We start from the raw sequence: 26,581 nt of genomic DNA on the forward strand, positions 1-26,581 counted from the left end.
GGATATGAGAGTTTGGACACCTTTTTACTCACTACTGCATTATATTAGCATATCATTGAAGAAAAAAACAGCAAAAGCCTTGCCATCAGCGAGTGGCTAATGACAAGGCTTTGTTTATATTCATCCAATGATGGGGTTATTCAAAGAGTTGAAGTCCGCCGTCTTTGACCATAAGGACAATCGGATTGTATATCGCTTCACCGTTCGGGTCAAACGAGAAATTCCCTAAAATCGTCGGGAAATCCGTTGTCTGTGCCAGCGCATCACGAATCGCTGCAGAATCTGCCGCCTGTGCGTTCGCGATCGCCCCGGCGAGAATATAGAGGGTTGCATACGACTGTGCCGCCCACGGTTCGGGTTCAATTCCGTATTTCGCCTGATACTTCTCGATGAAGTCTTGGTTTCCGGGGATATTAGACAGGTTTGTCCATCCTGTAAAAGCTATCGCACCCTCAGCGGCATCGCCTGCATCTTGGATCTCTTTTGCCGTCAAATCAGGTACAATAAGTTGAACAGTCTCGGGGATACCGAGATCACCCGCTTGAATGATAACCTGCGTCATCTCTGCTGACAGCGCAGAGATGAAAAGTGCTTCAGGTGCCATCCCCATTATATTGGTTAATTGTTCAGAAAAATCGGCACCCCCGGTTTCGATGGTTTCTTCTGTGAGAATCTCAACGCCGTTTGCCGCAAGTGCTTTCTTTATCTCCTCGTTGCTACTTGTGGAGTAGGTATCCGCGGCATCATATATCAGTGCCACTTTTGTATAGCCGAGTTTCTTGTGCGTGATCATCACACCACTCGGATTCACGATGTCTACGGCGAGACCGGTGCGGAAGACATAATCCCCAATCGAGCTCAAACCTGCAGCGGAAGAAACTGAACTAAATGCGACTATCCCAGCGTCTTGCGCAATCGGGAAAGCATCTTCAAGGTAATCTGAGATAGCGATCCCGACGATGGCGGGCACGTCTTGATCCGCCAATTGCTGCACGGCTGCGATTGCTCCTTCTTCAGAACTCTGGTCGTCCACAGTAACGAACATGATGTTTCCATGGCCGTGCGTCATGATGTTCTCATGGCTGTGCATATTAATCTCTTCGCGTGCTAATTCAAAACCGCGTTGCATCGGGAGTCCATACGGCTCGGCATCTTTCCCCGTCAGGGATACGACCAGACCGATCGGAATCTCCGCAGCTACCGTTTCAGGGGCTGTCGTTTCAAAGGCGTGAAGTTCGCCATCTTTGACCATTAGAACAACCGGTTCATACATCGCTTCGCCGTTGGGGTCAAACGAGAAATTCCCTAAGATCGTCGGGAAGTTCATCGTCTGCGCCAGTGCGTCGCGAATCGCAGCGGCATCTGTCGATCCTGCGTTCGCAATAGCGTTGGCGAGAATATAGAGCGTCGCATAGGATTGCGCTGCCCAGGGTTCGGGTTCAATACCGTATTTCGCGCTGTAGTTTTGAACGAAGGCTTGGTTCCCGGGGGCATCAGACGTGCTAGACCAATTCGTGAAAGCTATCGCACCCTCGGCGGCCTCCCCCGCTTTTTGGGCTTCGTCTGCAGTCAAATCGGGAACAATGAAAGGCACAGCGGCAGGAATCCCGATTTCTCGTGCCTGAACGATAATCTGCACCATCTCTGGTGCCAGTGCGGAGATAAAGAGGACTTCAGGTGCCATACCCATGATAGTGGTTAATTGTGTAGAAAAATCGGTATCGCCGCCTTGGAAAGTCTCGGTTGTCAGGATCTCGACACCACTCGCCTGAAGTGCTTTGGCGATTTCCTCATTGCTACTCGTGGAATAGACATCCGCGGCATCGTAGATCGCCGCCACTTTTGTATAGCCGAGTTGCTTCTGTGTTGCCACGACACCATTCGGATGCAGTATATTCGTAGCGAGACCGGCGCGGAAGATATAGTCCCCAATCGAGCTCAAACCCGCAGCAGCGGAGATAGAGCTAAAGGCGACGATCCCATTCTCTTGCGCAATCGGAAACGCCTCTTTAAGATGTGTTGAGAGGCCAATCCCGACGAGGGCAGGTACACCTTGATCCACCAATTGCTGGACGGCGGCGACTCCGCCCTCTACAGTGCTTTGGGCATCCACAGTGACAAATGTGATGTTCGCACCAGTGTGCATATTGATCTCTTCTTGTGCCAACTCAAAGCCGCGTTTCATCGGGAGTCCATAGGGTTCGGCAAAGTCTCCCGTCAACGCTACCGCCATACCGATGGTAATCTCTCCCGTCATCATTTCAGGCAGTGTCGTTGTGTCGTCAGGCACCATCTGTGCCATATCGTCGCACCCCGAAAGTCCGATAACTAAGGTAACAATTGCGAATACAAACGCGAATGTTGCAATTCTTGTCAGATTCATGTTAAGTCTCCTCTTTGTAAAATAATAAATTCAGGTGGTTCCATTAAGAAAACATCACCCTCTTCAATGGTTTCATCAGATGAAAAAATTTTGTGTTAATCCCTTATTGATACTCCAAACCTGCTTTGGAGACCATGTCCGATTAGACAACGTTCTGGTGTGGAAAAAATTAATCGTTGCTCATTATTTCATAGTTAGAAACTATTGTCAAGAAAAAACGGGAGATTTAGGAGCATTGCGTCTTAAGTTGTCAGCAGACTTACCCTGAAAGCGGTCAGAGGATTGTTCTTTAACCATCGGTTCTTGGGTTACCTTAATATATGCAATATATACCCGGCGTTATATTGATGCGCATAGGGGCAACTATTGAATATCCTCAAGTATCTCTGCTTGGATAATTTTTTCTCCTTGACATCTATCTAAGAGTCCTCTAAAATTAAAAAAAGCGCGCAGCCTGAAACGAAAAGGAAGGGCTTTTGCGGATTTCTTTAGTGCCGCATCAGATACCGTGAAATTCCAAATCCACGTTGTTTAACCGTAAGGAAAATTAAAAAAATGCCACAAAGTGATACAAATCAACCGAATGTTATCGTCTTTTTCACCGACCAGCAACGCTGGGACACCTCCGGTTTACACGGCAATCCACTTGACTTAATGCCCAATTTTGACCGGATGGCGCAGCGTGGGACACATGTCCGTCGCTCCTTTACATGCCAACCCGTCTGTGGACCCGCCCGCTCCTGTCTACAAACCGGATTATACGCCACGCGCACTGGCTGCTTCCGAAACGGTATCCCATTATCCCCCAACCTCAAGACCCTCGCACACCACTTCGGTGAGGCGGGCTACGCCACCGGATACATCGGCAAATGGCATCTCTATAGCGGCGGCACCGGTCCGGGACCCGTGCCGGCTGAGCATCGCGGCGGGTATGACGACTGGTTAGCGTCCAACGTTCTTGAATTCACTTCCGATGCGTATCAAACGACGCTCTACGATAACGACAATAATCCTGTCGACCTTCCCGGCTATCGCGTAGACGCGCTCACGGATGCGGTGATCCGTTACGTTGATCGGCATCAGAACGAACCGTTTTATCTCTTTACGTCATACATTGAACCCCACCATCAGAACCATCTGGATGATTATCCGCCACCGGATGGATATCGGGAACGGTATGCTGGGAAATGGATACCCCCGGATCTCGCCGCGCTCGGGGGGTCGACGCATCAACATTTGGGGGGCTACTACGGTATGGTGAAAAGGCTTGACGAGGCACTCGGTCGACTGCTTGATGCCCTCAAGAGCCTCCACCTGCTTGACAATACTGTCATTCTCTTTACCTCTGACCACGGGTGTCATTTCAAGACCCGCAACGGTGAATACAAACGCTCATGCCACGAGAGTTCCATCCGGGTCCCGACGGCGTTCCACGGTCCCGGATTCATTGGGGGTGGGCAGGTCCAGGAACTTGTGAGTCTTGTGGATCTCCCGCCGACGCTCCTGGATGCCGCCGGATTGGACGTTCCAGGTGAGATGCAGGGCAAATCCATTCTGCCCCTGCTACGTGGCGAAACAGATGACTGGCAAGAGGAGGTTTTCGTCCAAATCAGTGAGGCGCAGGTCGGACGTGCCGTCCGGACGCACCGCTGGAAATACGGCGTGGATGCCCCGCATAAAAATGGCGGCGCGGATGCCGGGTCAGACCGGTATGTTGAGCAGTATCTCTATGATCTCCACGCGGATCCCTACGAGTTGCGGAATCTTATTGGATTGCAATCGCACGAAATTGTCACAGCGGTCATGCGGGAGCGGCTCATTCGTCGGATGTTAGAGGTAGGTGAAGAGGCACCCACAATCGAACCCGCACCCACGCAGAGAAGTGGACAACGCAGTGTCTCCGAAGCAGAGGCAAGAAGTTAACAAAGAAGGCTAATTAAGCCCTTTGAGATGCTACAGGGGCTTGATTTTAACAAGGAACCGCCTGCGACAACGGCGCAGGCGAGTAAGGTCCATAATTAAAAATATGAAAATTACAGATGTTAAAACCCTGGTCATGGGAACCAGTTGGCGCAACCTAACGTTCGTGAAAGTTGAGACCGACGAAGGCTTAACCGGTGTCAGTGAAGTGCGGATGAACAACCGCACAGACGCACTCGTTGCCTATATTGATGGTGCGAAACGCCGACATGTCATTGGCAGCGATCCGTTCAACACCGAGGACCTCTATCAACGCTTGTTCCGCGACGATTATGGTCGCGCGGGTGAGATCGTTGCAACCGGTATCAGTGTTATTGAGATTGCATGCTGGGATATTATCGGTAAAGCAGTGAACCAGCCCGTCTACCGCTTACTCGGCGGTGCCTGCCGCGATAAGATCAAAGCGTATGCCAACGGCTGGTATCGGGTTGAACGCTCATCCGAAGAATTTCACGCCGCCGCCAAACGTGTACTCGAAAAAGGCTATCGAGCCCTCAAGTTCGACCCGTTCGGTGCTGGGTATTATGAGCTCTCTTATGAAGAGAAGTTGAAATCCGTTGAACTCGTCGAAGCCGTCCGTGATGCCGTCGGACCCGACGTCGAAATTCTTGTTGAGATGCACGGCCGCTTTAGTCCATATATGGCAATCGAGATTTCTGCAGAATTGGAGAAATTCCAACCGAGTTGGGTTGAGGAACCTGTCCCACCGGACAACATCGCGGCACTTGCCAAAGCCGCAGAGAAAATTAACCTCCCCGTCGCTACGGGTGAGCGGCTCCACAACAAATATGAATACCGGGAATTGATTAACTTACAAGCCGCGGATATCCTACAACCCGACATTACCCAGACAGGTGGATTCTTAGAAACCAAGAAAATCGCGGCGATGGGTGATATGTGTTATATGACGGTGGCACCGCATAACGTCGGTGGACCCGTTTCCACAGCAACCGCCTTGCACTTTGCTGCCTGTACCACTAACTTTAAAATTCAGGAACATTTCAACGATTTCTCTGAAGCGTGGGTGAAAGAGGCTGCCACCGGGTGTCCCGAAGTCATTGATGGCTATTTCAGTCTGCCCAATGGACCAGGACTCGGTATGGAACTGAATGAAGACCTCATCGCTGAACATCCGTATCGCGAAGGTTCATTCAACCTCTTTGAAAACGACTGGCACAAACGCGAATATTAAAAGGAGCCTATTCACAAACAGATGAGTTTTCACTATCAAGACGGGTACCTCTACTGCGAAAAATTGCGGGTTAAAGACATTCAAGAGCGGGTACCTTACAGTCCATTTTACCTCTACAGTCTCGCGCAACTGGAGACGAACTACACCGCATATCAGAAAGCACTGGAGGGGATCGATTCAATCATCGGTTATGCAATTAAAGCCAACAACAATCTCGTCCTCCTCAAACGCCTCAGCGCACTGGGTAGCGGTGCTGTCCTTGTCAGCGGAAACGAATTGCAGATGTCCCTCGCGGCGGGTTTCGATCTGAAACGGACGATCCTGAACGGCAACGGAAAAACGCTTGAAGAACTCAGACTCGCCGTTGAACACGGTGTGCTGATTAACATTGACAGCGAATTCGATTTGGCGCACATTCAAGAGACGGCAAAAAACCTTGACCAACCCGCGAATGTCCTTATCCGCATCAATCCCGATGTCGATCCACAGGTACATCCGTATGTCTCTACCGGCATGAAGAATTCCAAGTTCGGCATCCGTAATGAGCGGCTTGATTGGTTTTTAAACGAGATTCGTAAGGATCAATTATTGAATTTAGTGGGGGTCCACTGCCACTTGGGGTCAACGATTAAAAAGGTGCGAATCTTCCGAGACGCTACTGAAATTATGCTTGCTTTCATACATGGGATTCAAGCGGAAGGATTTTCGCCGCGGTATCTCAATATCGGCGGCGGTTTGGGCATTGACTACGAACGCACTGGTGAGGAGATTCCGACCCCCTCCGACCTCATCGATTCCATCCGTGATCTGCTACCGAAGGAAATTACGCTCATTATCGAACCCGGGCGTTCTCTCGTTGGCAATACTTCTGTTTTTGTCAATCGCGTTACGGGTGTGAAGACCAACGGTAACAAGCATTTCATCGTCACCGATGGGAGTATGTCAGAACTGATCCGACCGAGCCTCTACGATGCTTATCAGCATATCCAATTTATCGAACCGATTGAGGGTGCCGTTGAAACCTACGATATCGTCGGTCCCGTCTGTGAATCCGCAGATTTTCTGGGCAAAGGGCGAGCCCTCTCGACACCGCATGAAGGTGCCGGACTTGTCGTTTACGATGCGGGTGCGTATTGTCACGCCATGAGTTCCAACTACAATCTAAAGATGCGTCCCCCGGAGTATCTTGTTGATGGCGATACCGTCACCTGTATCCGCCGGGTTGAAACGCTCGACGATTATCTGCGTCTTTTCGATGTTTAAGGTAGACATGGGTTAGTTTTCCTGTAGGAGGGGACAGTCAGAAAAGCGAAGGAAGCCGCATAGCCTACAACCGTTCTTCCAAGAACGCGATCCCCGGCTCCAAATCAATTTCATGTTCACCCTGAAAGTGATCCAGCACTAATTGATCCCGTCTGCCTGAGGCGGCATAAATTTTCTCCAGTTGTCCGAACGCTGCCAAAGCATCTGACTCGATAAAACACATATCCTCGGAACCGATCTGCACCATGCACGCCCGCGGGGCGATGAGTCCTGCTACGTCTGCGATGTCGCCTGCCTTCCGAAGCCCGAACATGAACTGCGAGCCGCACGTATTCCCACGGCCTCTGTCATTTAACGCGTCTGTCAGTGTGCTGAGGTAACAGACAATAACCGCCGCCTTCACCCGCTGGTCCAAGGCGGAAATATAGGTCGTCATCGTCCCGCCGAAGGAGCATCCCATGCATCCTAAACGCCGCCCGTCAACTTCCGGGAGCGACTGAAGATAGTCCAAACACCGTTGTCCGTCTGAGATATTCAGCTGTATCAGTTGATAACCGAAGTACCCGAACGCCAGATACGCAACATTGCATCCATCGCGACTCGGGCGACGCACCCATTCGTCTCTATCCTTTCGTTCACCGAAGCACCGCCAGTCCGGTGCTAATGTAACAAAACCGCGCCGCGCCAATTCGACTGCGTACTGTTTTTGATAGTCCTCCACAATTCCAACTGCCCCGTCCTTACCGACACCGTGTCCGTGTGCACATAAAACTGCAGGGGCTGGATGCTTCGCACTCGCGCTTTCTGGGATTAAGAGGTATGCCGGGATTGAGGAAAATGGGTCTGGATTAAAAATTATCTTTTTCCGTGTGTAACCGTCCCGTTTTATCTCCTCTAAGGTTTCGACCGCCAACGGCAACGCTTCCGGCGAAGGTCCCAGGTCCTTGACGAGGTTGCGCCGAAAGCGTCTTCTCCATTCTTGCCATTCCGTTTTTGTCTTTCCCTTGAAATGGAGGAGTGGGGGTGTTTTCAGGAGTTGTTCAACGCCTTGCTCTGTTGTCAAAAAACGCCGTGCTACCATTTCGGTTACCTCCAATAACCACCTGTAAGGATTTTCAATAGTGCTTTTCTAAGCATTGTATTTGTTAAGGACGTATAATCTGCTGTTGCTTGAGTGTCTCGATTTCTTCCCTAAGTTCTTGGTATTCTTTCCTGTCTGCAAAAGTTGGCGAGGTGAACGCACAAAAGAGTCTTGAAAGCGCAAGAATGGTTTTCATTGTGATGTCTCCTTTTGGGGATATTAAAGCATATTTAAACTTGTGTGTCAACCTCAAAAAATTTAGGTTTTCTCAATTCCCCTTGACTTTTCACAAAATCCTATGCTATAGTAATCCTATGGACGACACATTGCTGAGCGTACAAAATCTCAAAACCTATTTTCGCACCCCCGAAGGGCTTGCCCGTGCGGTTGATGGCATCTCTTTTGACATCAAACCGAACGAAATTTTCGCACTCGTTGGGGAGTCCGGCTGTGGTAAAAGCGTCACCGCGCTCTCTATAATTCAGCTCATCGCGCAACCTGCTGGGTTCATCGCCGACGGTGCCATCTATTATAAAGGGCAAGACATCACAGGCTTATCTGAAGTTGAGAAACGGAAGATCCAAGGCAACGACATCGCCATGATATTCCAAGAACCGATGACCAGTCTCAACCCTGTTTTCACCATCGGCAATCAGATTTCAGAGGCAATCCAGGAACATCAAGACCTTCGCGGTGCCGCCGCAAGAAATGCAGCAATTGAAATGCTCGATCGCGTCGGCATTCCGGAACCCGCTGCCCGTTACGACGAATATCCACACCAAATGTCGGGGGGTATGAAACAACGTGTTATGATTGCGATGGCGCTCTCCTGTCGTCCAGGGCTCCTCATCGCCGATGAACCCACAACCGCGCTGGATGTCACCATACAGGCACAGATCCTCGAACTTATTCAACGCCTCCAACAGGAATTGCAGACGGCAGTCCTCCTGATTACGCATGATTTGGGGGTCGTCGCCAACATCGCTGACCGAGTTGCTGTTATGTACGCCGGAAAAATTGCTGAGATGGGGACATGGGAACAACTCTACGAGACGCCACAGCACCCTTACACCGTAAAACTCCTCGAATCCACACCGGCGCGGGATAAACGCGGAACAGCGTTGAACACAATTAGCGGCAGAGTCCCGAAAGCGACTGCGTATAATGACGGCTGCCGATTCGCCGATCGGTGTCCAAAGGTCATGGACGGATGCGACACCATTATCCCGACGTTACATGCTGTCAACGGTAGTGAACACAGTGTCGCGTGTCATCTCTACAATCCTGAACCGCCCTTTTCGGTGCAGCTTGCAAACCGAAAACCTGCTATACAGAAGCATGCTACAGTAGTTTCAACTACAAAACTGGCACTTGAAACAGAAGTCGCCCAACAAAGTGAAAGGGTTTCGGAGCAACCAACGGCATCGCATCCGCAACTTCAGGTGAAGGACCTATGTGTCCACTACCCTATTCAGAAAGGTATCTTCAAACGGACGGACGGTTATGTTTATGCCGTTGATGACGTTACGCTTGATATCCCAGGCGGCAAAACACTGGCACTCGTCGGAGAGTCTGGATCCGGCAAAACCTCCTTCGGTAAAGCTATTCTCCGGTTGGGTGTGCCTGTTGAAGGTGACATCGTTTATGATGGCGTTAACATCGCCACGACGACCCGTCAACAGATGCATCCCTATCGGAAAAGAATGCAAATTATCTTCCAAGATCCTTACGCGTCCCTGAATCCGCGGATGCCTGTGGGTCGTATTATTCAGGAGGGGATGCAGACACACGGTATTGGTGCATCTGATGAGGAACGACAGACACGGACCGCAGAATTGATGCGACGTGTCGGCTTATCTCCAGATATGGTAACCCGCTATCCACACGAATTTTCCGGGGGGCAAAGACAGCGCATCGGCATTGCCCGGTGTCTCGCTGTCGATCCGGAGTTCATTGTGTGTGACGAGGCGACCAGCGCGTTAGATGTGTCTGTGCAAGCGCAAATACTCAATCTATTGAAATCGCTACAGGTCGATTTTAATCTCTCCTACCTCTTCATCACGCATAACCTTTCCGTTGTTGAGTACTTTGCGGATGAAGTCGCGGTGATGTACCTCGGTAGGATCGTTGAGCGTGGGACAACAGAGGAAATTTTCGATGCGCCTAAGCATCCTTATACGCGGGCACTCCTTTCCGCCGTCCCGAAGATGGATGCCCAGACAGGTGTTGAAAAGATTCGATTGGAGGGGGATGTGCCTTCCCCAATCAATCGTCCAGTCGGGTGTCATTTTCATCCACGGTGCCCGGAAGTGATGCCGCTGTGTAAAGAAGAATATCCCGGTGTAACCCATTTTACACAGACGCATTCGTGCCGCTGTTACTTGTATAGGGATGCTGAGTAGTGTGGCGAGGTTAGAAACCCCGCCTACCGTTGGATTTTCGCCAGGCCTGGTAGATGCAGTTTCTAACCGCACCGGGCATACCACAATAGCGGTGAACGCTTTTGTGCAATTGCTTGCTACCCTGCAAACTGCAAACGAACAAACCGCAAGGTAAAATTAAAAAATGCCAAAAATTAAAATACTCTCCGCAGATGTTGCCAATAAGATCGCCGCAGGCGAGGTCGTCGAGCGTCCTGCATCCGTCGTCAAAGAACTCATTGAAAACGCCATAGATGCAGGCAGCACCGCTATCCGCGTCGAAATTCGGGCAGGCGGGAAACGTCTTATCCGTGTATCTGATAACGGTATCGGTATGCAACGCGAGGACGCACTCCTCGCCTTAGAACGCCACGCAACGAGCAAAGTGAATCGTATTGAGGACCTTGAGCGTATTCACACCTTTGGGTTCCGCGGGGAGGCTCTCGCAAGTATCGCCTCCGTGTCCCAATTTGAACTCCTCACTCGCACGGCTGACGCGCTTGAAGGAACGAAGGTGGACGTTGAGGGCGGTGTTTTCCGGTCTGTGCAAGAGAGCGGATGCTCCCCCGGCACCCACATGTCCATCAACAACCTCTTTTACAATGTCCCCGCACGCCTGAAATTCCTCAAAACCGATACGACTGAGATGAACCATATCACGAATCAGGTGACATGGGCGGCACTCGCGCATCCGAAGATCCACTTTTCACTGACGCACAACGGCAGATCGATACTTGATGTCCGTTCCTGTGATTCATACCTCGAACGCGTTCGCCTCCTCTACGGCAGAGAGTTCGCCGAAAACCTCATCGAATTTACAGAGGCACTGCCCGACCTGAAGATGTATGGTCTGCTCGGTAAACCCGAATTTACGAAGCCGAACCGAGAATATCAACTCTTTTTCCTCAATCAGCGACCGATACGCAGCCGTATCATCGGCGCAGCATTGACAGAAGCACTTAATGCCATGGTTGCCAAAGACAGGCAGCCTGTCGCGCTCCTTTTCCTAACCCTGGAACCCGATACGGTCGATGTAAATGTACATCCTGCCAAAATCGAGGTGCGCTTTCGGAACGAGCGGACAATTTATAGCGGAATCGTCCGGATGCTCCGTGACGCGCTCCATAAAACAAAATATATCCCCAAAATTGAAACCCCCATTGAACCGACGCGCTCCGACGGAGATACTGAAAACCGTGATGTCAGTCGGCCGCAACGGGTACCCCCACTGGGCTCCCTATCGGGTCCTGGAAGAGGGCAACGAACAACACCTATCCCGCAGGTGCAGCACAGGCAAACACCGCCTGCCACACCACAGGAGACAGAGAAGGGAGATCAGGCTTCGGAAGCGCAAACGCCGTCTACGCAGCACGGGCAAGGTACCCGCGCCCCTACGATCGTTGTGCAGCCACCGCAGCAGCGGATGCCTGATGATGCAAATCTCAGTCTGCTCGACTTCGAGAATGTCCAACTCAAGACGATCCTCTTTAAAACCTACATCGTCGTTGAGGCGGGAGATAAAATCTTCTTCATTGACCAGCATGTCGCTGCTGAACGCGTCCTTTATGAACGTTTCGTCAACCAAGTGGAAACCGATGGGATTCCTGTGCAGGGGTTGCTACTGCCGGTGACTTTAGAAGTCACACCGCAGCAGCTGGGGGTCCTCAAAATTCACGGCGACATCTTCAAGAAACTCGGCTTCGATCTGGAGGAGTTCGGTGGGAATACTATCCTCATTCGTGCGATCCCGTCGCCGTTACCCACTCGTATTGCCGCGCAGACCGTTACGGATCTACTTGACAAACTCCCGGAAACCCCCCATACCGAGGTCCAGATTCCAGAGGCGATGGACAATGCCTTGATAACGCTCGCTTGCAAATCGGCTGTCAAAGCCGGGGATACATTGGATACGAAAGAGATGATGAACCTCATCAAGGAGTTGTCTGAGGCGAAACTCCCGTTCAATTGTCCGCACTCCCGTCCTATTATCGTCGAGATGGGGCGCGATGAATTGGAACGCCGATTCCACCGGTAAGCCACACTTGTAGGGTTGCCTGGCACAGCACATACAGAAATCTGGAACATCTGTAATCGAGAAAACTTGAAACCTGTTGGTTCCTCATGTATAATTTACATCCGCCCTATAAGTTAAGACCATAAGTTGAAGTTATTTAGCGACTTCTCACGCCAATCCCTTGGAACGCCTCTGTCGGTAAGTATCTACCTAACACGTTCTGAACGTCCATTTCCGAGAGTTGTTGTGGTGTGATTAAAGCACATTTATTCCGCGAACTCTTGCTCCAAGATGCCTCAAAATCCGTATAATTCAATCGCCGCTTGCTAAGACTGGTCGGATTCTGAAGCGACATTTCGCTCAATTGATCGTTGTAATCGGACAATATTACAATCTCGGGACTTCGACCTTGGAATTGGATCATCACAATAGGGGGCCATCCTTTCGCAATAAATGCCTTTAAGACATCGAGCGAACAGTTGGAGATAATAGCAAGGTTCTGGACGCTACTACGAGTTGTTGCATAAAAATCATCGAGACCTCCTCTGCTCCCAACGTTCGGAGGTTCTTTGAAAGCGTTTCTGACGTAAGGCAGTCTTTGTAACTGGACAGTCGCACTCGCAGGTAAACTAACTTGGCTCTGTTCGGATGGCTGTCTTGTGTTCCTTTCAGCGGCGGCAAGTGCCGTTTCGGGGACGTGGTATTGTCCTTGCGGGGGGGGACCGCAGCTGATTGCCAGAAGCACGAACACAAGCGATACCACACAAGCACACACCGTTGAATATGACGAACCCTTGAGTAACTCTTGACGAAATCCTCTTAAATACGACAAGTAATGTTTCATGATTACTTCCTCCTGACATATAGAAACGGCTTGCGTGAGATATGGTTTACGTGTTGTTCTTAATCGATTCTGACTGCGACTTCCCGTTTTTCCTTCCACGATTCCACAATAGCTTCAGTAATCCGTAACGCTTGCAAACCATCTCTACCCGTTGGCGCAGGTGACTGATCGGTGAGTAAATCATCGACGAGGGCGGCCACCCGTAAGGCAAATGTTCCATTAAACGCAAGTTGTTCGTCTCTAAAAATGGAGGGACGGTATTCTTCGACGACCTGATTATCCCGTCTCATCAAAGTCGCTCGTGTCAAAACATTATCAACGACGATTTCGCCATCGGAACCACAGATTTCGAGTCGCTCAATGGGGTGAATAAAATCGCTATCCCAACTTGCCATCAATGTAGCGACGGTTTCTGTTTCATAACGGAAAGAAATCGCCATGCTGGTATAACATGCATCTTCGCCTTCCCGCGCTTCGTGTTGTCGCGGTTTCGCCATTTGCACACAAACGGCGACAATTTCGCCGCCAAACCATCGAAGTAGGTCAATCGCGTGAGTTTCCAGTTCATAAAGCAGGTAATATTCGCCTTTCCATGTTGAGGCGGGGCCGCCTTGAGATAATTTCATATCCAAGTAGTAAGTCTGCCCGATAGCACCGGCATCAAACCATTTGCGTGCCTGAACATATCCGGGGGCGAACCGGCGGTTGTAATCGATGGCAAGGTAGACCCCTTTTTCGTCTGCCTTCGCGACCATCTGTTCTGCTTCATCAATGTAAAGGGACAATGGTTTTTCAGAGATAACGTGTTTCCCGGCTTCCAGACATTCCATCACAGGTTCAAAGTGCAGGTAATCAGCGGTTACAACGTCTACGAGGTCACACTCTTCATTCGCAAGCATCTCTTTGATGGAAGGGTACCACTTCTCTATGCCGAGTTCTTCAGCACGTGCTTTCGCTTTAGCAGTGTCTATGTCGCATACCGCCACCAATTCCGCACCCGGATGCTGAATATACCCCAGTTGATGACGATGCCCGATGCCACCGCACCCAACCGCTGCTACTTTCAGTTTCCCTGCCATGATTGTATTCTCCTTTACGCGCTGGGACGCGTCATGAGCATAGTCTGCTCTTACCAAAGTTCTGATGGAGACTGACAACCTTCTACTCAAAACTTTGCTTCTGTATACTGTAGTGGCTTACAAATTTCGACCTAAGGATATGATATACAATGCAAAAAAAAATAACAAGGGAAATTTTCCAAGGGTCTATTGCGAAAGGAGTCGTTTTTGTGTTATACTGTTTCCTATCACATTTTAAGGGAGGGACACCGCGATGAACTGTCCGCGCTGCAAACGGAAAGATGCTGTCAAAAATGGGAAAGTTAGGGAACGCCAACGCTATAAATGTAAATCTTGTGGATTTCAGTTTACACGGCTTACCTCCCGTGGGAGACCCCCATGGCAGAGAGCCTTAGCGGTGTTTCTATACTGTCGCGGGATTTCTATCAGCACTATCGCGCGGAAGTTTTCAGTATCGCCGAGTACCGTCTTCAAATGGATTCGGAAGTTCGGCACACCCCTCGGACCTACCCCGGAATCTGACGCAGATGGGGCGGTTCTTCTGGATGAGGCTGAAATAGCGAAGTATCTGAAAACGCAAAGCGAAAACTGTGACTCTGGAAAGATTTTTGTCGTTATACCGGAAGACGTGTCGTCTGAGGATGTAATCGTCGGCATAAAACGAGATTGACAATCTCGCCAATCTATTAACCAATAACCAAATGAAAAATATATTTTTGAGATGGTGGGGATGCGGCGCGTTTGACGTGCGTTTTGGAGATGTGAATATTGCTTTCGATCCATACTTGTTCGATCGGAACTTAGCGAATACTCAACCCATATACGACTACATCTTCATATCCCACGAACACTTTGATCATTGTCACCCCGTAACCTTACAGAAATTGTGTCGCGGGACGCGTTTCAAAAAATTATTCGTCAACCTCGGTTGTATGACCCCCGCACAACCCATCGCTGAGAAATACGGTGATGCCGCATTTGCACGGGATCTACCGATTACCAAGCATGTCCCCGCGGATAAGGTCCAGGTTCTCTACCCAAAATATCTCAGCGAAAAACAGGGACTCTCTCGCGCCTTTCAGGGGTCAGATACGCTCGATCTCGGGGATATTCGCGTCGAAACGATTGAAAGCGGCGAGAACCAAACGCCGAATCTACCGACAAACGGGTATCTGATAACACACACAACGAAGGATGTCTCTGTCTTACACACTGGCGATTTGCACGAACCCTATCCAGCGTTGGTGAACCTTCAAGGCAAGGTGGATTTCCTTATCCACATGAAACTCGGTCTCGGCGAAGGACTTGCGTCTCGACTCATAGAACTTGTGGACTTAATCCAACCGCGTTTCGTGATACCCACGCATTACCGAACCGATCGAAAATCCGACCCGATACCAGCCGGACATTGGCCCCCAAACGTCACCGATGAAATGGCGTTTATCGAATCAATTCGTGAAATAGTCGGAAATAGAACGCACCTCCTCCCTTTCACCGCAGGCATAGAATACGAAGTAGAAATGCCAGAAAAACGGGTTATCTGGAAATGGGACTGGTTCAACACATGGGACGTTCCCCCTTGGCGGGAATAAAATTCCTTCAACTCGAGCGATTTTTTGAATGGCGATGGCGTCGTGAATGTCCAGGATTTAGTACGGGTTTCATGATACTTCGAGCAGAATTAATTGGAGAGAATATATCGTGTCAACAACATCGCGCGTTCGAGTCGCTTTCTATGGATGTGGGAACTTCGCGAACCGAACCCGAATCCCGAACCTATTACAGACACATTCAGTGGATATCGTCGCTGCGTGCGATAGCAACTCACAAGCGGCACAGGAAACCGCCAAACGTTTCAAGATTCCAAACGTCTATCAAGACGCTCACGAAATGCTTGACACCGAGGCAATTGATGTGCTATACTCTATCGTGCCGGCGTACGTCCGAACCAATGTTGAGTCAACCGCTGCAGAAAAGGGGATCCACATCTTCAGTGAAAAGCCGCAGGCACTCACGATGCAGGTGGCACACCGAATCAACACTGCCATTCAGCAAGCAGGCGTGATTAGCACCGTTGGGTTTCGTGAACGCTATCGTCCAATCTTCCAAGAAGCACGCCGATATTTGCGTGACAAGCACGTCGTGCATGTCCGGTTTCAGAGTTTTGGAGGATTACCACCTTCAACGGTGGGGAGTCCCAAAACATGGTGGGAGGAGATGGACAAATCTGGGGGCAGTGCCCTCGATTGGGGGGTTCACGCAACCGATTATACCCGATTCATGACGGGGTTGAACGTTGCGAAATCTCAAGCGTTTTATTGTGAACGTCCGACCTACGCGAATGCGCTGTCTACAAGTTTCAATTACTGTCTTGAGAACGGTGCTACGATGACGCTCAACTTTGTCGCAGCGGGTTCGGGTCCCAAAGATGAGCCGAGATTTACTATCTTCTATGAAGGCGGATGCCTCGAAATTCACGGATACGATAGGATTGTGGTAAATGGCGAGGTCCTTTACCAAGCCGACGAATTCGATCCGTGGTTGGAACAGGACAAAACCTTTATCCGTGCCGTTCAGTCTGCGGATTCCAGTCTTCTACAGAGTGATTATTACGATGGGCTTTTCTCTTTAGCCCCTATTTTAGCAGGGTGGGAGTCTTCCCGGCGCGGCGGCGTGTGTATTGATGTCGCGGCGTTCATGGAGGATATCTATTAACGGAGGAATGGAGACAAGGATGGAGAACCGCCTTCCAATCTTTTGGCTCTTTAGAAACGTAAAAATTCCCAAACCCAGCCACAAATTAACCGAAAACCTACAAGAACAACGGACGCAGCAGTCCAGGAGGTCCTAATTAAAAAAATGGATGCCAAATTGAAAAAAATTCAGATTACGCCAATGAAATTCGATAAACAGGGCGAAATACAAAAAGAAGAATTCGCCACGCTCACCATTGAAGTACCGATGGATAGCACAGCACAACGTGCCGAAATTATAGAATTATGTCAACTCCTCGACCAAGAATGGGTTATTGTTAACGTTGAGGGCAAAACAGTCATCGCTGTCAACACTGCCGGATAGACATTTCGTTCGTAGTTGTGCGATTTTGCGGCGTAGTCGCCCCGGTTCATGCCACACGGAAACCTGAATACCGTTGATGCATGCGAGGTGCATTATCGCACGTTCCGAGACCCTTATTCATGATGAAGAAATTACTTTTTACACCCGGTCCGACGCCAATTCCGCCCGAAGCCCTATTGGCGATGGCGCAACCAATTGATTATCACCGCAGCGATGCCGCTGTAACGCTCATTAAAGACATCCTTGAAGAACTCAAACACGTTTTTCAGACCGAGAATGATGTCCTCTTTCTAACATCATCCGGAACCGGTGCTATGGAGGGCGCAGTTGCGAATCTTTTAGCGCGTGAAGACAAAGTCATTGTCATTCGGAGCGGTAAATTCGGAGAACGATGGAGTGAGATATGCACCGCTTACGGCATCGAAGTCCTTCCGATTGATGTGACCTGGGGGGCTTCTGTTGAACCCCAGGCAGTTGAGGCACTCCTAACGGAGCATCCGGATGTAAAAGCGGTTTTTGCAACGCTCTGTGAGACATCGACGGGTGCTTTGCACGACATTGAGGCGTTGGCAGGTCTAACGCGAGTGCGTCCGACACTGCTGGTTGTTGATGCCGTCAGCGCGCTCGCTGCCGACGATTTACAGATGGATAATTGGGGGGTGGACGTTGTTGTGTCCTGCTCCCAAAAAGGCTTGATGACACCTCCCGGTCTGGCGTTCGCTGCGCTCAATCAGCGTGCTTGGGATGCCGTTGCGTGTTCTGATCTTCCGAAATACTATTTTGATTTCCGAAAAGCATACCAAAGTGGTTTGGACGGATCTGTCCCCTACACACCGGCGGTAACACTGCTGGCGGCACTTCAATGTGCCTTAAATCGCTTATGTGCGGAGGGGATCCGCAATACCATTGCCCGTCACAACCGCTTGGCAGTCGCGACCCGAAGTGCGGTGAAAGCACTCGGGCTTTCCCTCTTTGCAGCGTCTCCTGCGAATACTTTGACCTCTATTCGCTTACCATCGGAAATTGATGGGAAGGCATTTATCAATTTGATGCGTGATACGTATGGTGTCACCTATGCGGGCGGTCAGAGTCAGTTGAGTGGGAAAATCGTCCGGATCGCACATCTCGGTTGGATGAATGAGAACGATGTTGTTGTTGCTATCTCTGCCTTCGAGCGAGGTCTCCACGCCATCGGATATGAGGTTCCACTGGGTGCTGGTGTCACTGCTGCACAGGAAGCTTTTAAATGTTCGCGAGGCGAGAAATGAGGCGTTTTTTTATTGAGGGTTTCCTCTTGTATCCGCCTTCACCGTTGTTGCCTGCTGCTATCTTGGATAGAATGAAAAACCGTAGTCCGTAATGAAATGGAGGGGTTTTTGCTTGGGTGTTTCTTCGGATATACGGGAAGGCAGGTCATGATCCGAGTCCGCCTGAGCGAACCGCAAGGAAAATTAAAAACACACTTTTTGATGCTTCTTACGAACACCGAAAAAAGCCGCTGCTCACCCAGACGCTGGAACGTTTGCGTCCCATCTATAGCAAGTCTGAATTGGACGCTTTACGTATTGACAGTATGAGTCGAGAGGGGTTAGCGCAACGTTCTGGACGCGGATTTGTCAATCGGGATATTCTTGAGACCGTGCTCGGCAATTTGCTCGAATGTGTCGCACCGGGATCGCATAACGCGCCGCAGTTGCGTAACCAAAGACGTGAACTCTCAGAAGCGATTGAAGAGGTAGCGGACCAGTTATATGCGATGGTAGCACAATCGTTTTTGGCTGTTACGGACGAAACCCGTCTCGGTGCTGCGCTTGAAACGGCTTTTTCGCTCCTCTGGGAACTGCCACGTCTCAAGAGTCGCGCCCTCTGGAATCGCTTCGCCTCTCTTAAAGATCCCGCTGTCTGGGATGCTTATCTTCTCCACACGGGTATCTCGCGCGAGAAACTCGCCGCGCTTGATTTTCGTTCGCAAATTGACACCGCAATTCAGGAACGCACCTTTGAGCCCTACCAAGACTTTCTGGGAAGTTTGAATCTTGCATCTGTTTTGGATTATCAACTCCAGTTGGTAGGGAGTACGTATCCGGGGTGGCGTGTGCTTTTTTACCACGATGTCGCACACGCTTTAACACGGAGCGATGACCTTGAGGAGGGTCCAAACATTCACAGAATCCCGGTACCGTTGTTGCCGCGCGCCATCTCGGAGCTCGGTGGACGCTACTATCAAGCCGATTTACACCCAGAAACCCAGATAGGTGATGCCAATTTCTTGGAACACCCGCATCGCGGTGTAACGACCGGACAGACGGGCATCATCGGTTCGGGGTGCGTTATCTATCCCAGCACGTTCGGTGGATTGAGTGTCAAAGTGAAACAACGGCATCCCGTCATCGGTGATTTTGTTGAAATCGGCACGGACACGAGCCTGCTCGGACCTGTTCAGGTTTCTGACTATTCCACTGTGGGAACGAATACCGAAATTTATGGATTTGTTGAAATCGAACAACGGTGTCGCATCGGTTCATCAGTCGTTATCGGGACGATCCGAGGCGCGGCGGAGCATCCGGGAAGAATCTATATAGGAGATGAGGTGCGCATCGGCGACGGCACTATCATTGAGAATACATCGGAAATGGACCTGATTATACCCAACCGCTCGCAGATTCCCGCGCGAAGCCACGTCGCAAATGATGGGTTTGGATTCCCAAGATATGTGGTTTGAGGAAAAAAGATGAAAAAAATAGAACGCGCTTTAATCAGCGTCTACGACAAAACAAACCTTTTAGAGATAGCCAATGCCCTATCGCAACGGGGTGTGGAAATTCTCTCTACGGGTGGCACAGCCAGACACCTGCGAGATGCGGGGATTGAAATTCTTGATGTTTCTGACTATACCGGCTTTCCTGAAATGCTTGAGGGTAGAGTCAAAACGCTCCACCCCAAAATTCATGGTGGACTCCTGGCGGATTGGGATAACGCTGAACACACTGCCCAAGCGACGGCACACGGCATTACCGCCATTGACATGGTAATTTGCAATTTGTATCCGTTCGAGGCAACCGTTGCCAAGCCCGACGTGACGCTCCCTGAAGCGATTGAGAACATCGACATCGGGGGGCCGACGATGATCCGTGCCGCAGCGAAGAACTACGGGCACGTTGCCGTCCTCACAGAGGCGAGTCAGTACTCCCAAATTATCGTCGATTTGGATGAAAACGATGGCTGCCTTTCGGAGGCGCGGCGGTTTGAACTGGCAAAAGCAGCCTTTGCCCATACCGCACACTATGATACCGCAATTGCCGCCTATCTCACCAATGATACTTCCCCCCTGATAAGGGGGGATAGGGGGGTTAATCAGATAGAGGGTTCCGAACCAGACGAATTCGCTGATAACCTGACCCTCCGTTTCAAGAAGGAACGCACGCTCCGCTACGGCGAAAATCCACATCAGCGTGCCGCTTTCTACAAAACTGAAGTCAGTCCAGGCGGATGTGCCGCGTGGGCGAACCAACGCAGTGGACAGCCACTCTCCTTCAATAACCTCCTCGATTTAGAAGCCGCCTTAGAGATCGTCAAGGACTTTGAGACCCCTGCGTGTGCGATTATTAAACACAATAACCCGTGTGGATTGGCGACGGCGGGCACTCTGCAAGATGCCTTCACGCACGCCTTGGAATGTGATCGGACCTCTGCCTTCGGTTCGATTGTCGGATTAAATCGGAAGGTGACACTCCAAACCGCAAACATTATCCGCGAAGCCGCGAATGCGGGTGTGAAAATTGACGCAATTATCGCACCGAGTTATACCGAAAAAGCACTCCGAGCATTGTCTCGTGTCAAACGTCGCCCGATTCTTGAAGCCGGATCGCTCTCGGCGCCGGAACCTGTCTTGCAGATTCGCAACATTACGGGAGGTGTGCTGGTCCAAGACCAGGATGTCCATGCCTTAGATGCTAACGATTTAGAGGTCGCAACCTCTCGTGCGCCAACGGCAGCAGAGATAGAATCCCTCCTTTTCGCGTGGAAGGCGTGCAAACATGTCAAATCGAATTGCATCCTCCTTGCCAATGGTACACAAAGTGTCGGTATCGGCGCAGGACAGATGAGCCGAGTCGATGCCGCCATCATCGCTATCCGGAAGGCGGGTGAAAAGGCGAAAGGGGCGGTGTTAGCCTCGGATGCCTACTTCCCATTCCCCGATGGTGTTGAAATCGCCGGTGAGGCGGGCATCAGTGCGATCATTCAGCCCGGCGGCTCTGTCAATGATGCACCTGTGATTGAAACGGCTGATGCCTACGGCATGGCAATGGTCCTGACAGGTGTGCGCCATTTCCGGCATTAGTGATCGCATTGCAGTAAGGAATTGAGTGAAATTGACTTACAAGACAAATACCCTAAAAACATTGAGGAATTTTTGAATGGCATGGGTAACCACTAAGGAGCAACGCATGAAAACATACTCATTTCAGGTTGTCTTAGAAAAGGACAAATGGCCCGATGAGCCAGATGAAAACGCTGTCTGGCGGGCATATATTCCAGCATTAGAGCATAAAGGTGCAGCCAGTTGGGGGTATACTCAAAGAGAGGCTTTAAAGAATCTTCAAGACACAGTTGAGCTGCTTGTTGAATATCTATTGGAGCAAGGAGAAGAAATCAATCTTGATTCGCTCTTGCAGCATGAAAAGAAAGATTCTTCTGAATCTTGTTCACACATACAGGCGCTGTTGGTACGCTAAAAGTTATCATTGAGGAGCAGGCGCGATGGACTGAGACAGACCTTCAACGTCTTGGACTGCTTTAATCCTGCTATACCCAACCGAATAATAAATCATTATAGGGAATTAAAAATTGTCTGCGACATTAATGCTTCCATCCACAATAATTACAGGCGCAGGCGCGTCCGAGAACGTTGGCGAACAGGCGAAGCACCTCGGCGCGACGAATGCACTCATCGTGACGGATCCGGGTATCGCTAAGATCGGATACGCCGACAAGATCGCACAAAATTTACGTGCTGCTGGTATAAGTAGCACATGCTTCTCCGATGTAACACCCGATCCAACTTTACAGAACGTGCAAGATGGCTTAAAGCAATATGCTGATGAAGTCTGTGATGTCATTGTAAGCATCGGTGGCGGAAGTGCGATCGACTGCGGAAAAGGCATCGCTATGAAGTTGACGAACGACGGGGACTTCGCCGATTACATGGGGGTGGACAAGATCCCGAATCCGGGTGCCCCTCTCATCGCGATACCGACCACAGGCGGAACAGGCAGTGAAGTCTCCAAAGTTACTGTCATCACCGATACTGAGCGGAATGTCAAGATGATGCTGAGTAGCCCGTGTCTGTTGGCATCTGTTGCCCTTGTGGATCCGATGCTATCCCTGACAACCCCACCGCACCTGACCGCGGCAGTCGGTGTGGATGCCTTGACGCACGCAATAGAGGCATACATTTCCAAACGCGCCCAACCGATAACCGATGCCCTCGCCTTGAAGGCAGTTGATATGATTTCGGGTTCGTTGCGGCAGGCATGGGCAGACGGTGAAAACATCCCCGCCCGCACGGATATGATGATCGGGGCGTCTATCGCAGGAATGGCGTTCAGCAATGCCTCTGTGGCTTTAGTTCACGGGATGTCGCGCCCCATCGGTGCGTATTTCCACATCCATCACGGATTGTCAAATTCGGTATTGTTACGGGATGTGATGGCATTTAGCGTCGTCGGTGCCCCTGCCCGCTTTGCCGATATTGCGTTTGCCATGGGTGAGCCGATCGATGGATTGTCTCCGATGCAGCAAGCGGACGCAGCGATTGACGCTGTGGAACGGCTTGTCACTGATATTCAGATGCCACGACTCGGTGGAATCGGCATTGAGAGGGAGAAGTTCGAGGCGGTCATTGAACAGATGGCAGCGGACGCGATTGCGAGTGGAAGTCCTGCTAACAATCCACGACAGGCTACGGTTGAAGAGATCGTCGCACTATACCGTCAGTGTTTTTAGAAAAAGGAATGAATTGTGAACAAGCTTAAGATCGTTGTTCCCGGTGATTCACCACCGCAAATCCAAGGTTCACCACATCTGGAACGTCTCGAACCGTATGGCGATGTCGTTCTTTATACCGACCGACCTGAAACCCCCGAAGAGAAAATTCGCCGTGCTGAAGATGCAGATATTCTCATCAATTCACGCGGCATTGTCAAGTGGCCCGCGGAAATTCTCTGCCAACTTCCCAAACTCAAATTGATTTCGCTCTGCTCCATCGGCACTGATATGATTGGGCTTGATGAAGCGAAAAAGCGTGGAATTACCGTTTGCAATCAACCCGGACGCACCGCCCCGGTTGTAGCGGAACACGGGTTTGGGCTGATGTTCGCCCTCGCCAAACGATCGGCATTCCTCACGGCGTCTATGAAGGCAGGTGAATGGCCCCGGATGGACAACGTCTATCTTCAAGGAAAGACCTTGGGAATTATAGGCACTGGGCATATCGGAGCAGAGATGGCACGCCTCGGCACCGCAGTTGGGATGAACGTTATCGCCTGGACGTATCACCCTTCAGCGGCACGCGCTGAAGAATTAGGCGTTCAGTTTGTTTCTCTGGATGAACTGCTCCAGACTGCCGATGTTGTGAGTCTGCACGTCAGGCTGACAGAGGAGAGCCACCATCTCATTGGGGAACGTGAACTCGGTTTGATGAAACAGGGCGCGCTCCTTATCAACGTCGCACGTGGCGGCGTTATTGATACAGACGCGTTGGTTGTTGCGTTGAACGGTGGACACCTCGGGGGTGCCGCTATTGATGTCTATGATCAGGAACCACCCCCTGCGAACCACCCGCTTTTGGAATGTGAGCAGGTAATTTTGACCCCACATTGTGCGGACATGACCCCTGAGGGTGTTGAACTTCTTAATGAGGGCGCGGTGGACAATATCATCGCTTTTCTGCAAGGCACACCCCAGAATGTGGTTAAATAAAATGGAGCATCGACCAGATTTGATAGTTAAAAATATTGGGGTTGATACGGGTGGCACCTTCACGGACATTGTGATGCGTGTTAATGGCGATCTGTTCACACACAAAGTCCTGTCCACGCCGCAGAATCCCGCCCTCGCCGTCATACAAGGTGTGAGTGAAATCTTGCATCAGCACGACACCGATACTGAACGGAAGCCGGATATTGTCCACGGATCAACAGTCGCAACGAACGCACTTCTTGAGCGCAGGGGGGCGCGTATTGCCCTCGTCACGACGAAGGATTTTGAGGACATTTTAGAGATAGGGAGACAGGCACGTCCGGACCTCTATGATTTCTGCGTGGAACGACCCGCGCCGCTTGTCCCTGCCGATAGACGCTTCGGTATATCGGAACGCACACTGCACACGGGTGAAATCCAGACCGAGATTGAACCCAGCGATTTAGAAGCTCTCACGTCTGAACTCTCCGCATTAGAACTCGATGCCATCGCCGTCTGTTTCCTCTTTGCCTACGTCAACCCACACAACGAACAGATTGTTGCGAACTATCTTTCACGACTCGGTATACCCGTCTCCTGTTCACACGAGGTCTTGCCGGAATATCGAGAGTATGCGCGGTTCAGCACCACTGTAGCGAACGCGTATATCCGTCCCACTTTGGAACGGCATCTCTCTACGCTGATCGATTCTGACTTGCTGCGCAGTTTTAGCGAAACCGTAGCCTGTATTGTCCCGCAAGCCCACACGCGGCTTGCGCCAATGGAGGGCGGCTCGAACACGAAAAACGTTGAGAAACAGAGTGCCGATACTTATCCGCAAGGAAAAATTAAAAAACCTTTCCGTTTGATGCTTTCTAATGGCGGTTGTATTTCAGCCAAGATTTTTCAGCGTAGCTTGCAAGCTGAAAACTTGCGATACAGCCGTGAATCCGCGGGGATCCGCACGGTCCTGTCCGGGCCCGCCGGTGGTGTTATTGGTGCGTATCAAGTCGCCAAGGCTGCTGGCTACGACCAAATCATCACATTTGATATGGGGGGCACTTCAACGGATGTGAGTCTCTGCAATAGCGGTATTTCCCTCACGACCGAGAGCACGATTAGTGGACTCCCGATCAAAGTGCCACTGATTGATATTAACACTGTCGGTGCCGGGGGCGGTTCTATTGCGACTGTGGATGCAGGCGGTGCACTACGCGTGGGACCGGAAAGTGCCGGCGCAGATCCAGGTCCGATATGTTACGGAAACAATGGGACAGATGTGACAGTAACCGATGCAAACCTTTACTTAGGACGTATCGCCGCGGCCCAGTTCTTAGGCGGTGCGATGTCCCTTGATGCCGATAAGACCCGCACACACATTGAAGAATTTGCAAAGCGTCTTGGCGTTCCACTCCTACAAGCGGCGGATGGCATCCTGAAGGTCGCTAACGCCGCGATGGAACGCGCCATCAAAGTCATTTCTGTGGAACGTGGGTTTGATACGCGCGATTTCACACTCGTCTCCTTCGGGGGGGCGGGCGGTTTGCATGCTGCATTTATGGCGGAGAATCTCGGTATCGAGACCGTGCTGATTCCACCAAATGGCGGTTTGCTCTCCGCTTACGGGATGCTCTTCGCAGATGTCGTTAAAGATTACTCACGGACAGTGCTATGGCAGTTTGAAAAGAACAGTGAAGGTAGCGAAAATCTTGTTAAAGCATTGAACACCGGTTTTGGCACACTCCTGACCCGCGCAGAAAATGAGATGGAGATTGAGGGATTCGCGCCGCACCAACTTAAAATTGACCGTTCGCTCGATATGCGGTATCAGGGACAGTCTTATGAGTTGAATATCGCCTGCCCCCCTGATAAGGGGGGATATGGGGGGTTGACGGAACATACGTCTTCAAACGAAATAGTGGAAACCCTTGTTGCGAAATTTCACGCTACGCATGAGGTGCGTTTTGGTTATGCCCGGACCGATGCCCCAGTGGAGGTGGTGAACCTTCGACTTACAGCCACTGGAGAGACCGACAAACCGCCCATCGCATCAGTTCCGATCGCTGATGCTGATGCCGCTGAAGCATTTACGGTCCAAAATCCTGTTATCTTTGAAGGTGAGGTGCTCCCAACCAATTTCTACCGCCGTGAGGCGTTGCGTCCTGGCAATCGAATCGCAGGTCCCGCGATTGTCACAGAATTTAGCGCGACAACAGTAGTCCCCCCAGATTTCTTCGCCGTTGTTGATACCTACCAGAATCTTGTTTTATCGAAAGAGTAGAGGTAG

20 protein-coding genes are annotated in these 26,581 nt (G+C 50.7%); 16 read left to right on the top strand and 4 right to left on the bottom strand.

The features are described 5' to 3' along the window. Positions 1 to 136: 136 nt before the first annotated feature. On the bottom strand, positions 137 to 2,383 hold the full coding sequence (locus F4X88_19850; GenBank protein MYA58535.1) for an ABC transporter substrate-binding protein: 2,247 nt from the start codon (positions 2,381 to 2,383) through the stop codon (positions 137 to 139). 555 nt (positions 2,384 to 2,938) lie between these two features. Here F4X88_19850 and F4X88_19855 point away from each other — a divergent pair. From F4X88_19855 to lysA, 3 genes are all read left to right on the top strand, one after another. Next, complete coding sequence (locus F4X88_19855) at positions 2,939 to 4,306, top strand: sulfatase-like hydrolase/transferase (GenBank protein MYA58536.1); 1,368 nt, start codon at positions 2,939 to 2,941, stop codon at positions 4,304 to 4,306. 103 nt (positions 4,307 to 4,409) lie between these two features. After that, positions 4,410 to 5,555, top strand: a complete 1,146-nt coding sequence (locus F4X88_19860) for a mandelate racemase/muconate lactonizing enzyme family protein (GenBank protein ID MYA58537.1) — start codon at positions 4,410 to 4,412, stop codon at positions 5,553 to 5,555. A gap of 21 nt (positions 5,556 to 5,576) precedes the next feature. Next, the gene (gene lysA / locus F4X88_19865; protein MYA58538.1) at positions 5,577 to 6,818 is read left to right on the top strand and encodes a diaminopimelate decarboxylase; all 1,242 of its coding nucleotides are present in this window, start codon (positions 5,577 to 5,579) and stop codon (positions 6,816 to 6,818) included. Between the two features lie 64 nt (positions 6,819 to 6,882). Here the strand turns inward: lysA and F4X88_19870 are convergent, their stop codons facing one another. Then, positions 6,883 to 7,899 carry a prolyl oligopeptidase family serine peptidase gene (locus F4X88_19870; protein ID MYA58539.1) on the bottom strand — a complete coding sequence of 339 codons (1,017 nt, stop codon included), beginning with the start codon at positions 7,897 to 7,899 and terminating at the stop codon, positions 6,883 to 6,885. Positions 7,900 to 8,213: 314 nt separating this feature from the next. Here F4X88_19870 and F4X88_19875 point away from each other — a divergent pair, with 314 nt between their 5' ends. Next, positions 8,214 to 10,301, top strand: a complete 2,088-nt coding sequence (locus F4X88_19875) for an ABC transporter ATP-binding protein (GenBank protein MYA58540.1) — start codon at positions 8,214 to 8,216, stop codon at positions 10,299 to 10,301. A 163-nt stretch (positions 10,302 to 10,464) separates the two neighbouring features. Then, entirely contained in the window at positions 10,465 to 12,354 is a 1,890-nt protein-coding gene (gene mutL, locus F4X88_19880) for a DNA mismatch repair endonuclease MutL (protein ID MYA58541.1), read from the top strand. Positions 12,355 to 12,490: 136 nt separating this feature from the next. Here the strand turns inward: mutL and F4X88_19885 are convergent, their stop codons facing one another. Continuing rightward, positions 12,491 to 13,177, bottom strand: coding sequence for a hypothetical protein (locus F4X88_19885; protein ID MYA58542.1), 687 nt, complete (start codon positions 13,175 to 13,177; stop codon positions 12,491 to 12,493). Between the two features lie 59 nt (positions 13,178 to 13,236). Then, complete coding sequence (locus F4X88_19890) at positions 13,237 to 14,256, bottom strand: Gfo/Idh/MocA family oxidoreductase (GenBank protein ID MYA58543.1); 1,020 nt, start codon at positions 14,254 to 14,256, stop codon at positions 13,237 to 13,239. Positions 14,257 to 14,509: 253 nt separating this feature from the next. On the opposite strand from F4X88_19890, the gene F4X88_19895 reads away from it, so the two are divergent. The 11 genes from F4X88_19895 (at position 14,510) to F4X88_19945 (ending at position 26,575) form a co-directional block, all read left to right on the top strand. Next, the gene (locus tag F4X88_19895; protein ID MYA58544.1) at positions 14,510 to 14,926 is read left to right on the top strand and encodes an IS1 family transposase; all 417 of its coding nucleotides are present in this window, start codon (positions 14,510 to 14,512) and stop codon (positions 14,924 to 14,926) included. A gap of 31 nt (positions 14,927 to 14,957) precedes the next feature. Beyond that, positions 14,958 to 15,848: an MBL fold metallo-hydrolase gene (locus tag F4X88_19900; GenBank protein ID MYA58545.1), complete on the top strand. Its 891-nt coding sequence runs from the start codon at positions 14,958 to 14,960 to the stop codon at positions 15,846 to 15,848. Positions 15,849 to 15,936: 88 nt separating this feature from the next. Continuing rightward, complete coding sequence (locus F4X88_19905; GenBank protein MYA58546.1) at positions 15,937 to 16,971, top strand: Gfo/Idh/MocA family oxidoreductase; 1,035 nt, start codon at positions 15,937 to 15,939, stop codon at positions 16,969 to 16,971. A 144-nt stretch (positions 16,972 to 17,115) separates the two neighbouring features. Next, entirely contained in the window at positions 17,116 to 17,334 is a 219-nt protein-coding gene (locus tag F4X88_19910; protein MYA58547.1) for a hypothetical protein, read from the top strand. A 119-nt stretch (positions 17,335 to 17,453) separates the two neighbouring features. Beyond that, positions 17,454 to 18,602 carry an alanine--glyoxylate aminotransferase family protein gene (locus F4X88_19915; GenBank protein ID MYA58548.1) on the top strand — a complete coding sequence of 383 codons (1,149 nt, stop codon included), beginning with the start codon at positions 17,454 to 17,456 and terminating at the stop codon, positions 18,600 to 18,602. 116 nt (positions 18,603 to 18,718) lie between these two features. Continuing rightward, entirely contained in the window at positions 18,719 to 20,056 is a 1,338-nt protein-coding gene (locus F4X88_19920) for a hypothetical protein (GenBank protein MYA58549.1), read from the top strand. Between the two features lie 9 nt (positions 20,057 to 20,065). After that, the gene (gene purH, locus F4X88_19925) at positions 20,066 to 21,676 is read left to right on the top strand and encodes a bifunctional phosphoribosylaminoimidazolecarboxamide formyltransferase/IMP cyclohydrolase (GenBank protein ID MYA58550.1); all 1,611 of its coding nucleotides are present in this window, start codon (positions 20,066 to 20,068) and stop codon (positions 21,674 to 21,676) included. 76 nt (positions 21,677 to 21,752) lie between these two features. Continuing rightward, entirely contained in the window at positions 21,753 to 22,070 is a 318-nt protein-coding gene (locus tag F4X88_19930; protein MYA58551.1) for a type II toxin-antitoxin system HicB family antitoxin, read from the top strand. A 127-nt stretch (positions 22,071 to 22,197) separates the two neighbouring features. Next, complete coding sequence (locus F4X88_19935; GenBank protein ID MYA58552.1) at positions 22,198 to 23,340, top strand: iron-containing alcohol dehydrogenase; 1,143 nt, start codon at positions 22,198 to 22,200, stop codon at positions 23,338 to 23,340. A gap of 12 nt (positions 23,341 to 23,352) precedes the next feature. Continuing rightward, positions 23,353 to 24,315 carry a phosphoglycerate dehydrogenase gene (locus F4X88_19940; GenBank protein MYA58553.1) on the top strand — a complete coding sequence of 321 codons (963 nt, stop codon included), beginning with the start codon at positions 23,353 to 23,355 and terminating at the stop codon, positions 24,313 to 24,315. A 1-nt stretch (position 24,316) separates the two neighbouring features. Beyond that, complete coding sequence (locus F4X88_19945) at positions 24,317 to 26,575, top strand: hydantoinase/oxoprolinase family protein (GenBank protein ID MYA58554.1); 2,259 nt, start codon at positions 24,317 to 24,319, stop codon at positions 26,573 to 26,575. Positions 26,576 to 26,581: the final 6 nt, after the last annotated feature.

It is taken from the genome of Candidatus Poribacteria bacterium (genome assembly GCA_009839745.1).
In the GTDB taxonomy this organism is placed as follows: Bacteria; Poribacteria; WGA-4E; order WGA-4E; family WGA-3G; genus WGA-3G.

What these genes read in the sequence shown, in the direction of transcription:
- F4X88_19850 (MYA58535.1), bottom strand. Translation starts at nt 2,383, where the DNA reads ATGAATCTGACAAGAATTGCAACATTCGCGTTTGTATTCGCAATTGTT.
- F4X88_19855 (MYA58536.1), top strand. Translation starts at nt 2,939, where the DNA reads ATGCCACAAAGTGATACAAATCAACCGAATGTTATCGTCTTTTTCACC.
- F4X88_19860 (MYA58537.1), top strand. Translation starts at nt 4,410, where the DNA reads ATGAAAATTACAGATGTTAAAACCCTGGTCATGGGAACCAGTTGGCGC.
- lysA (MYA58538.1), top strand. Translation starts at nt 5,577, where the DNA reads ATGAGTTTTCACTATCAAGACGGGTACCTCTACTGCGAAAAATTGCGG.
- F4X88_19870 (MYA58539.1), bottom strand. Translation starts at nt 7,899, where the DNA reads ATGGTAGCACGGCGTTTTTTGACAACAGAGCAAGGCGTTGAACAACTC.
- F4X88_19875 (MYA58540.1), top strand. Translation starts at nt 8,214, where the DNA reads ATGGACGACACATTGCTGAGCGTACAAAATCTCAAAACCTATTTTCGC.
- mutL (MYA58541.1), top strand. Translation starts at nt 10,465, where the DNA reads ATGCCAAAAATTAAAATACTCTCCGCAGATGTTGCCAATAAGATCGCC.
- F4X88_19885 (MYA58542.1), bottom strand. Translation starts at nt 13,177, where the DNA reads ATGAAACATTACTTGTCGTATTTAAGAGGATTTCGTCAAGAGTTACTC.
- F4X88_19890 (MYA58543.1), bottom strand. Translation starts at nt 14,256, where the DNA reads ATGGCAGGGAAACTGAAAGTAGCAGCGGTTGGGTGCGGTGGCATCGGG.
- F4X88_19895 (MYA58544.1), top strand. Translation starts at nt 14,510, where the DNA reads ATGAACTGTCCGCGCTGCAAACGGAAAGATGCTGTCAAAAATGGGAAA.
- F4X88_19900 (MYA58545.1), top strand. Translation starts at nt 14,958, where the DNA reads ATGAAAAATATATTTTTGAGATGGTGGGGATGCGGCGCGTTTGACGTG.
- F4X88_19910 (MYA58547.1), top strand. Translation starts at nt 17,116, where the DNA reads ATGGATGCCAAATTGAAAAAAATTCAGATTACGCCAATGAAATTCGAT.
- F4X88_19915 (MYA58548.1), top strand. Translation starts at nt 17,454, where the DNA reads ATGATGAAGAAATTACTTTTTACACCCGGTCCGACGCCAATTCCGCCC.
- purH (MYA58550.1), top strand. Translation starts at nt 20,066, where the DNA reads ATGAAAAAAATAGAACGCGCTTTAATCAGCGTCTACGACAAAACAAAC.
- F4X88_19930 (MYA58551.1), top strand. Translation starts at nt 21,753, where the DNA reads ATGGCATGGGTAACCACTAAGGAGCAACGCATGAAAACATACTCATTT.
- F4X88_19935 (MYA58552.1), top strand. Translation starts at nt 22,198, where the DNA reads ATGCTTCCATCCACAATAATTACAGGCGCAGGCGCGTCCGAGAACGTT.
- F4X88_19945 (MYA58554.1), top strand. Translation starts at nt 24,317, where the DNA reads ATGGAGCATCGACCAGATTTGATAGTTAAAAATATTGGGGTTGATACG.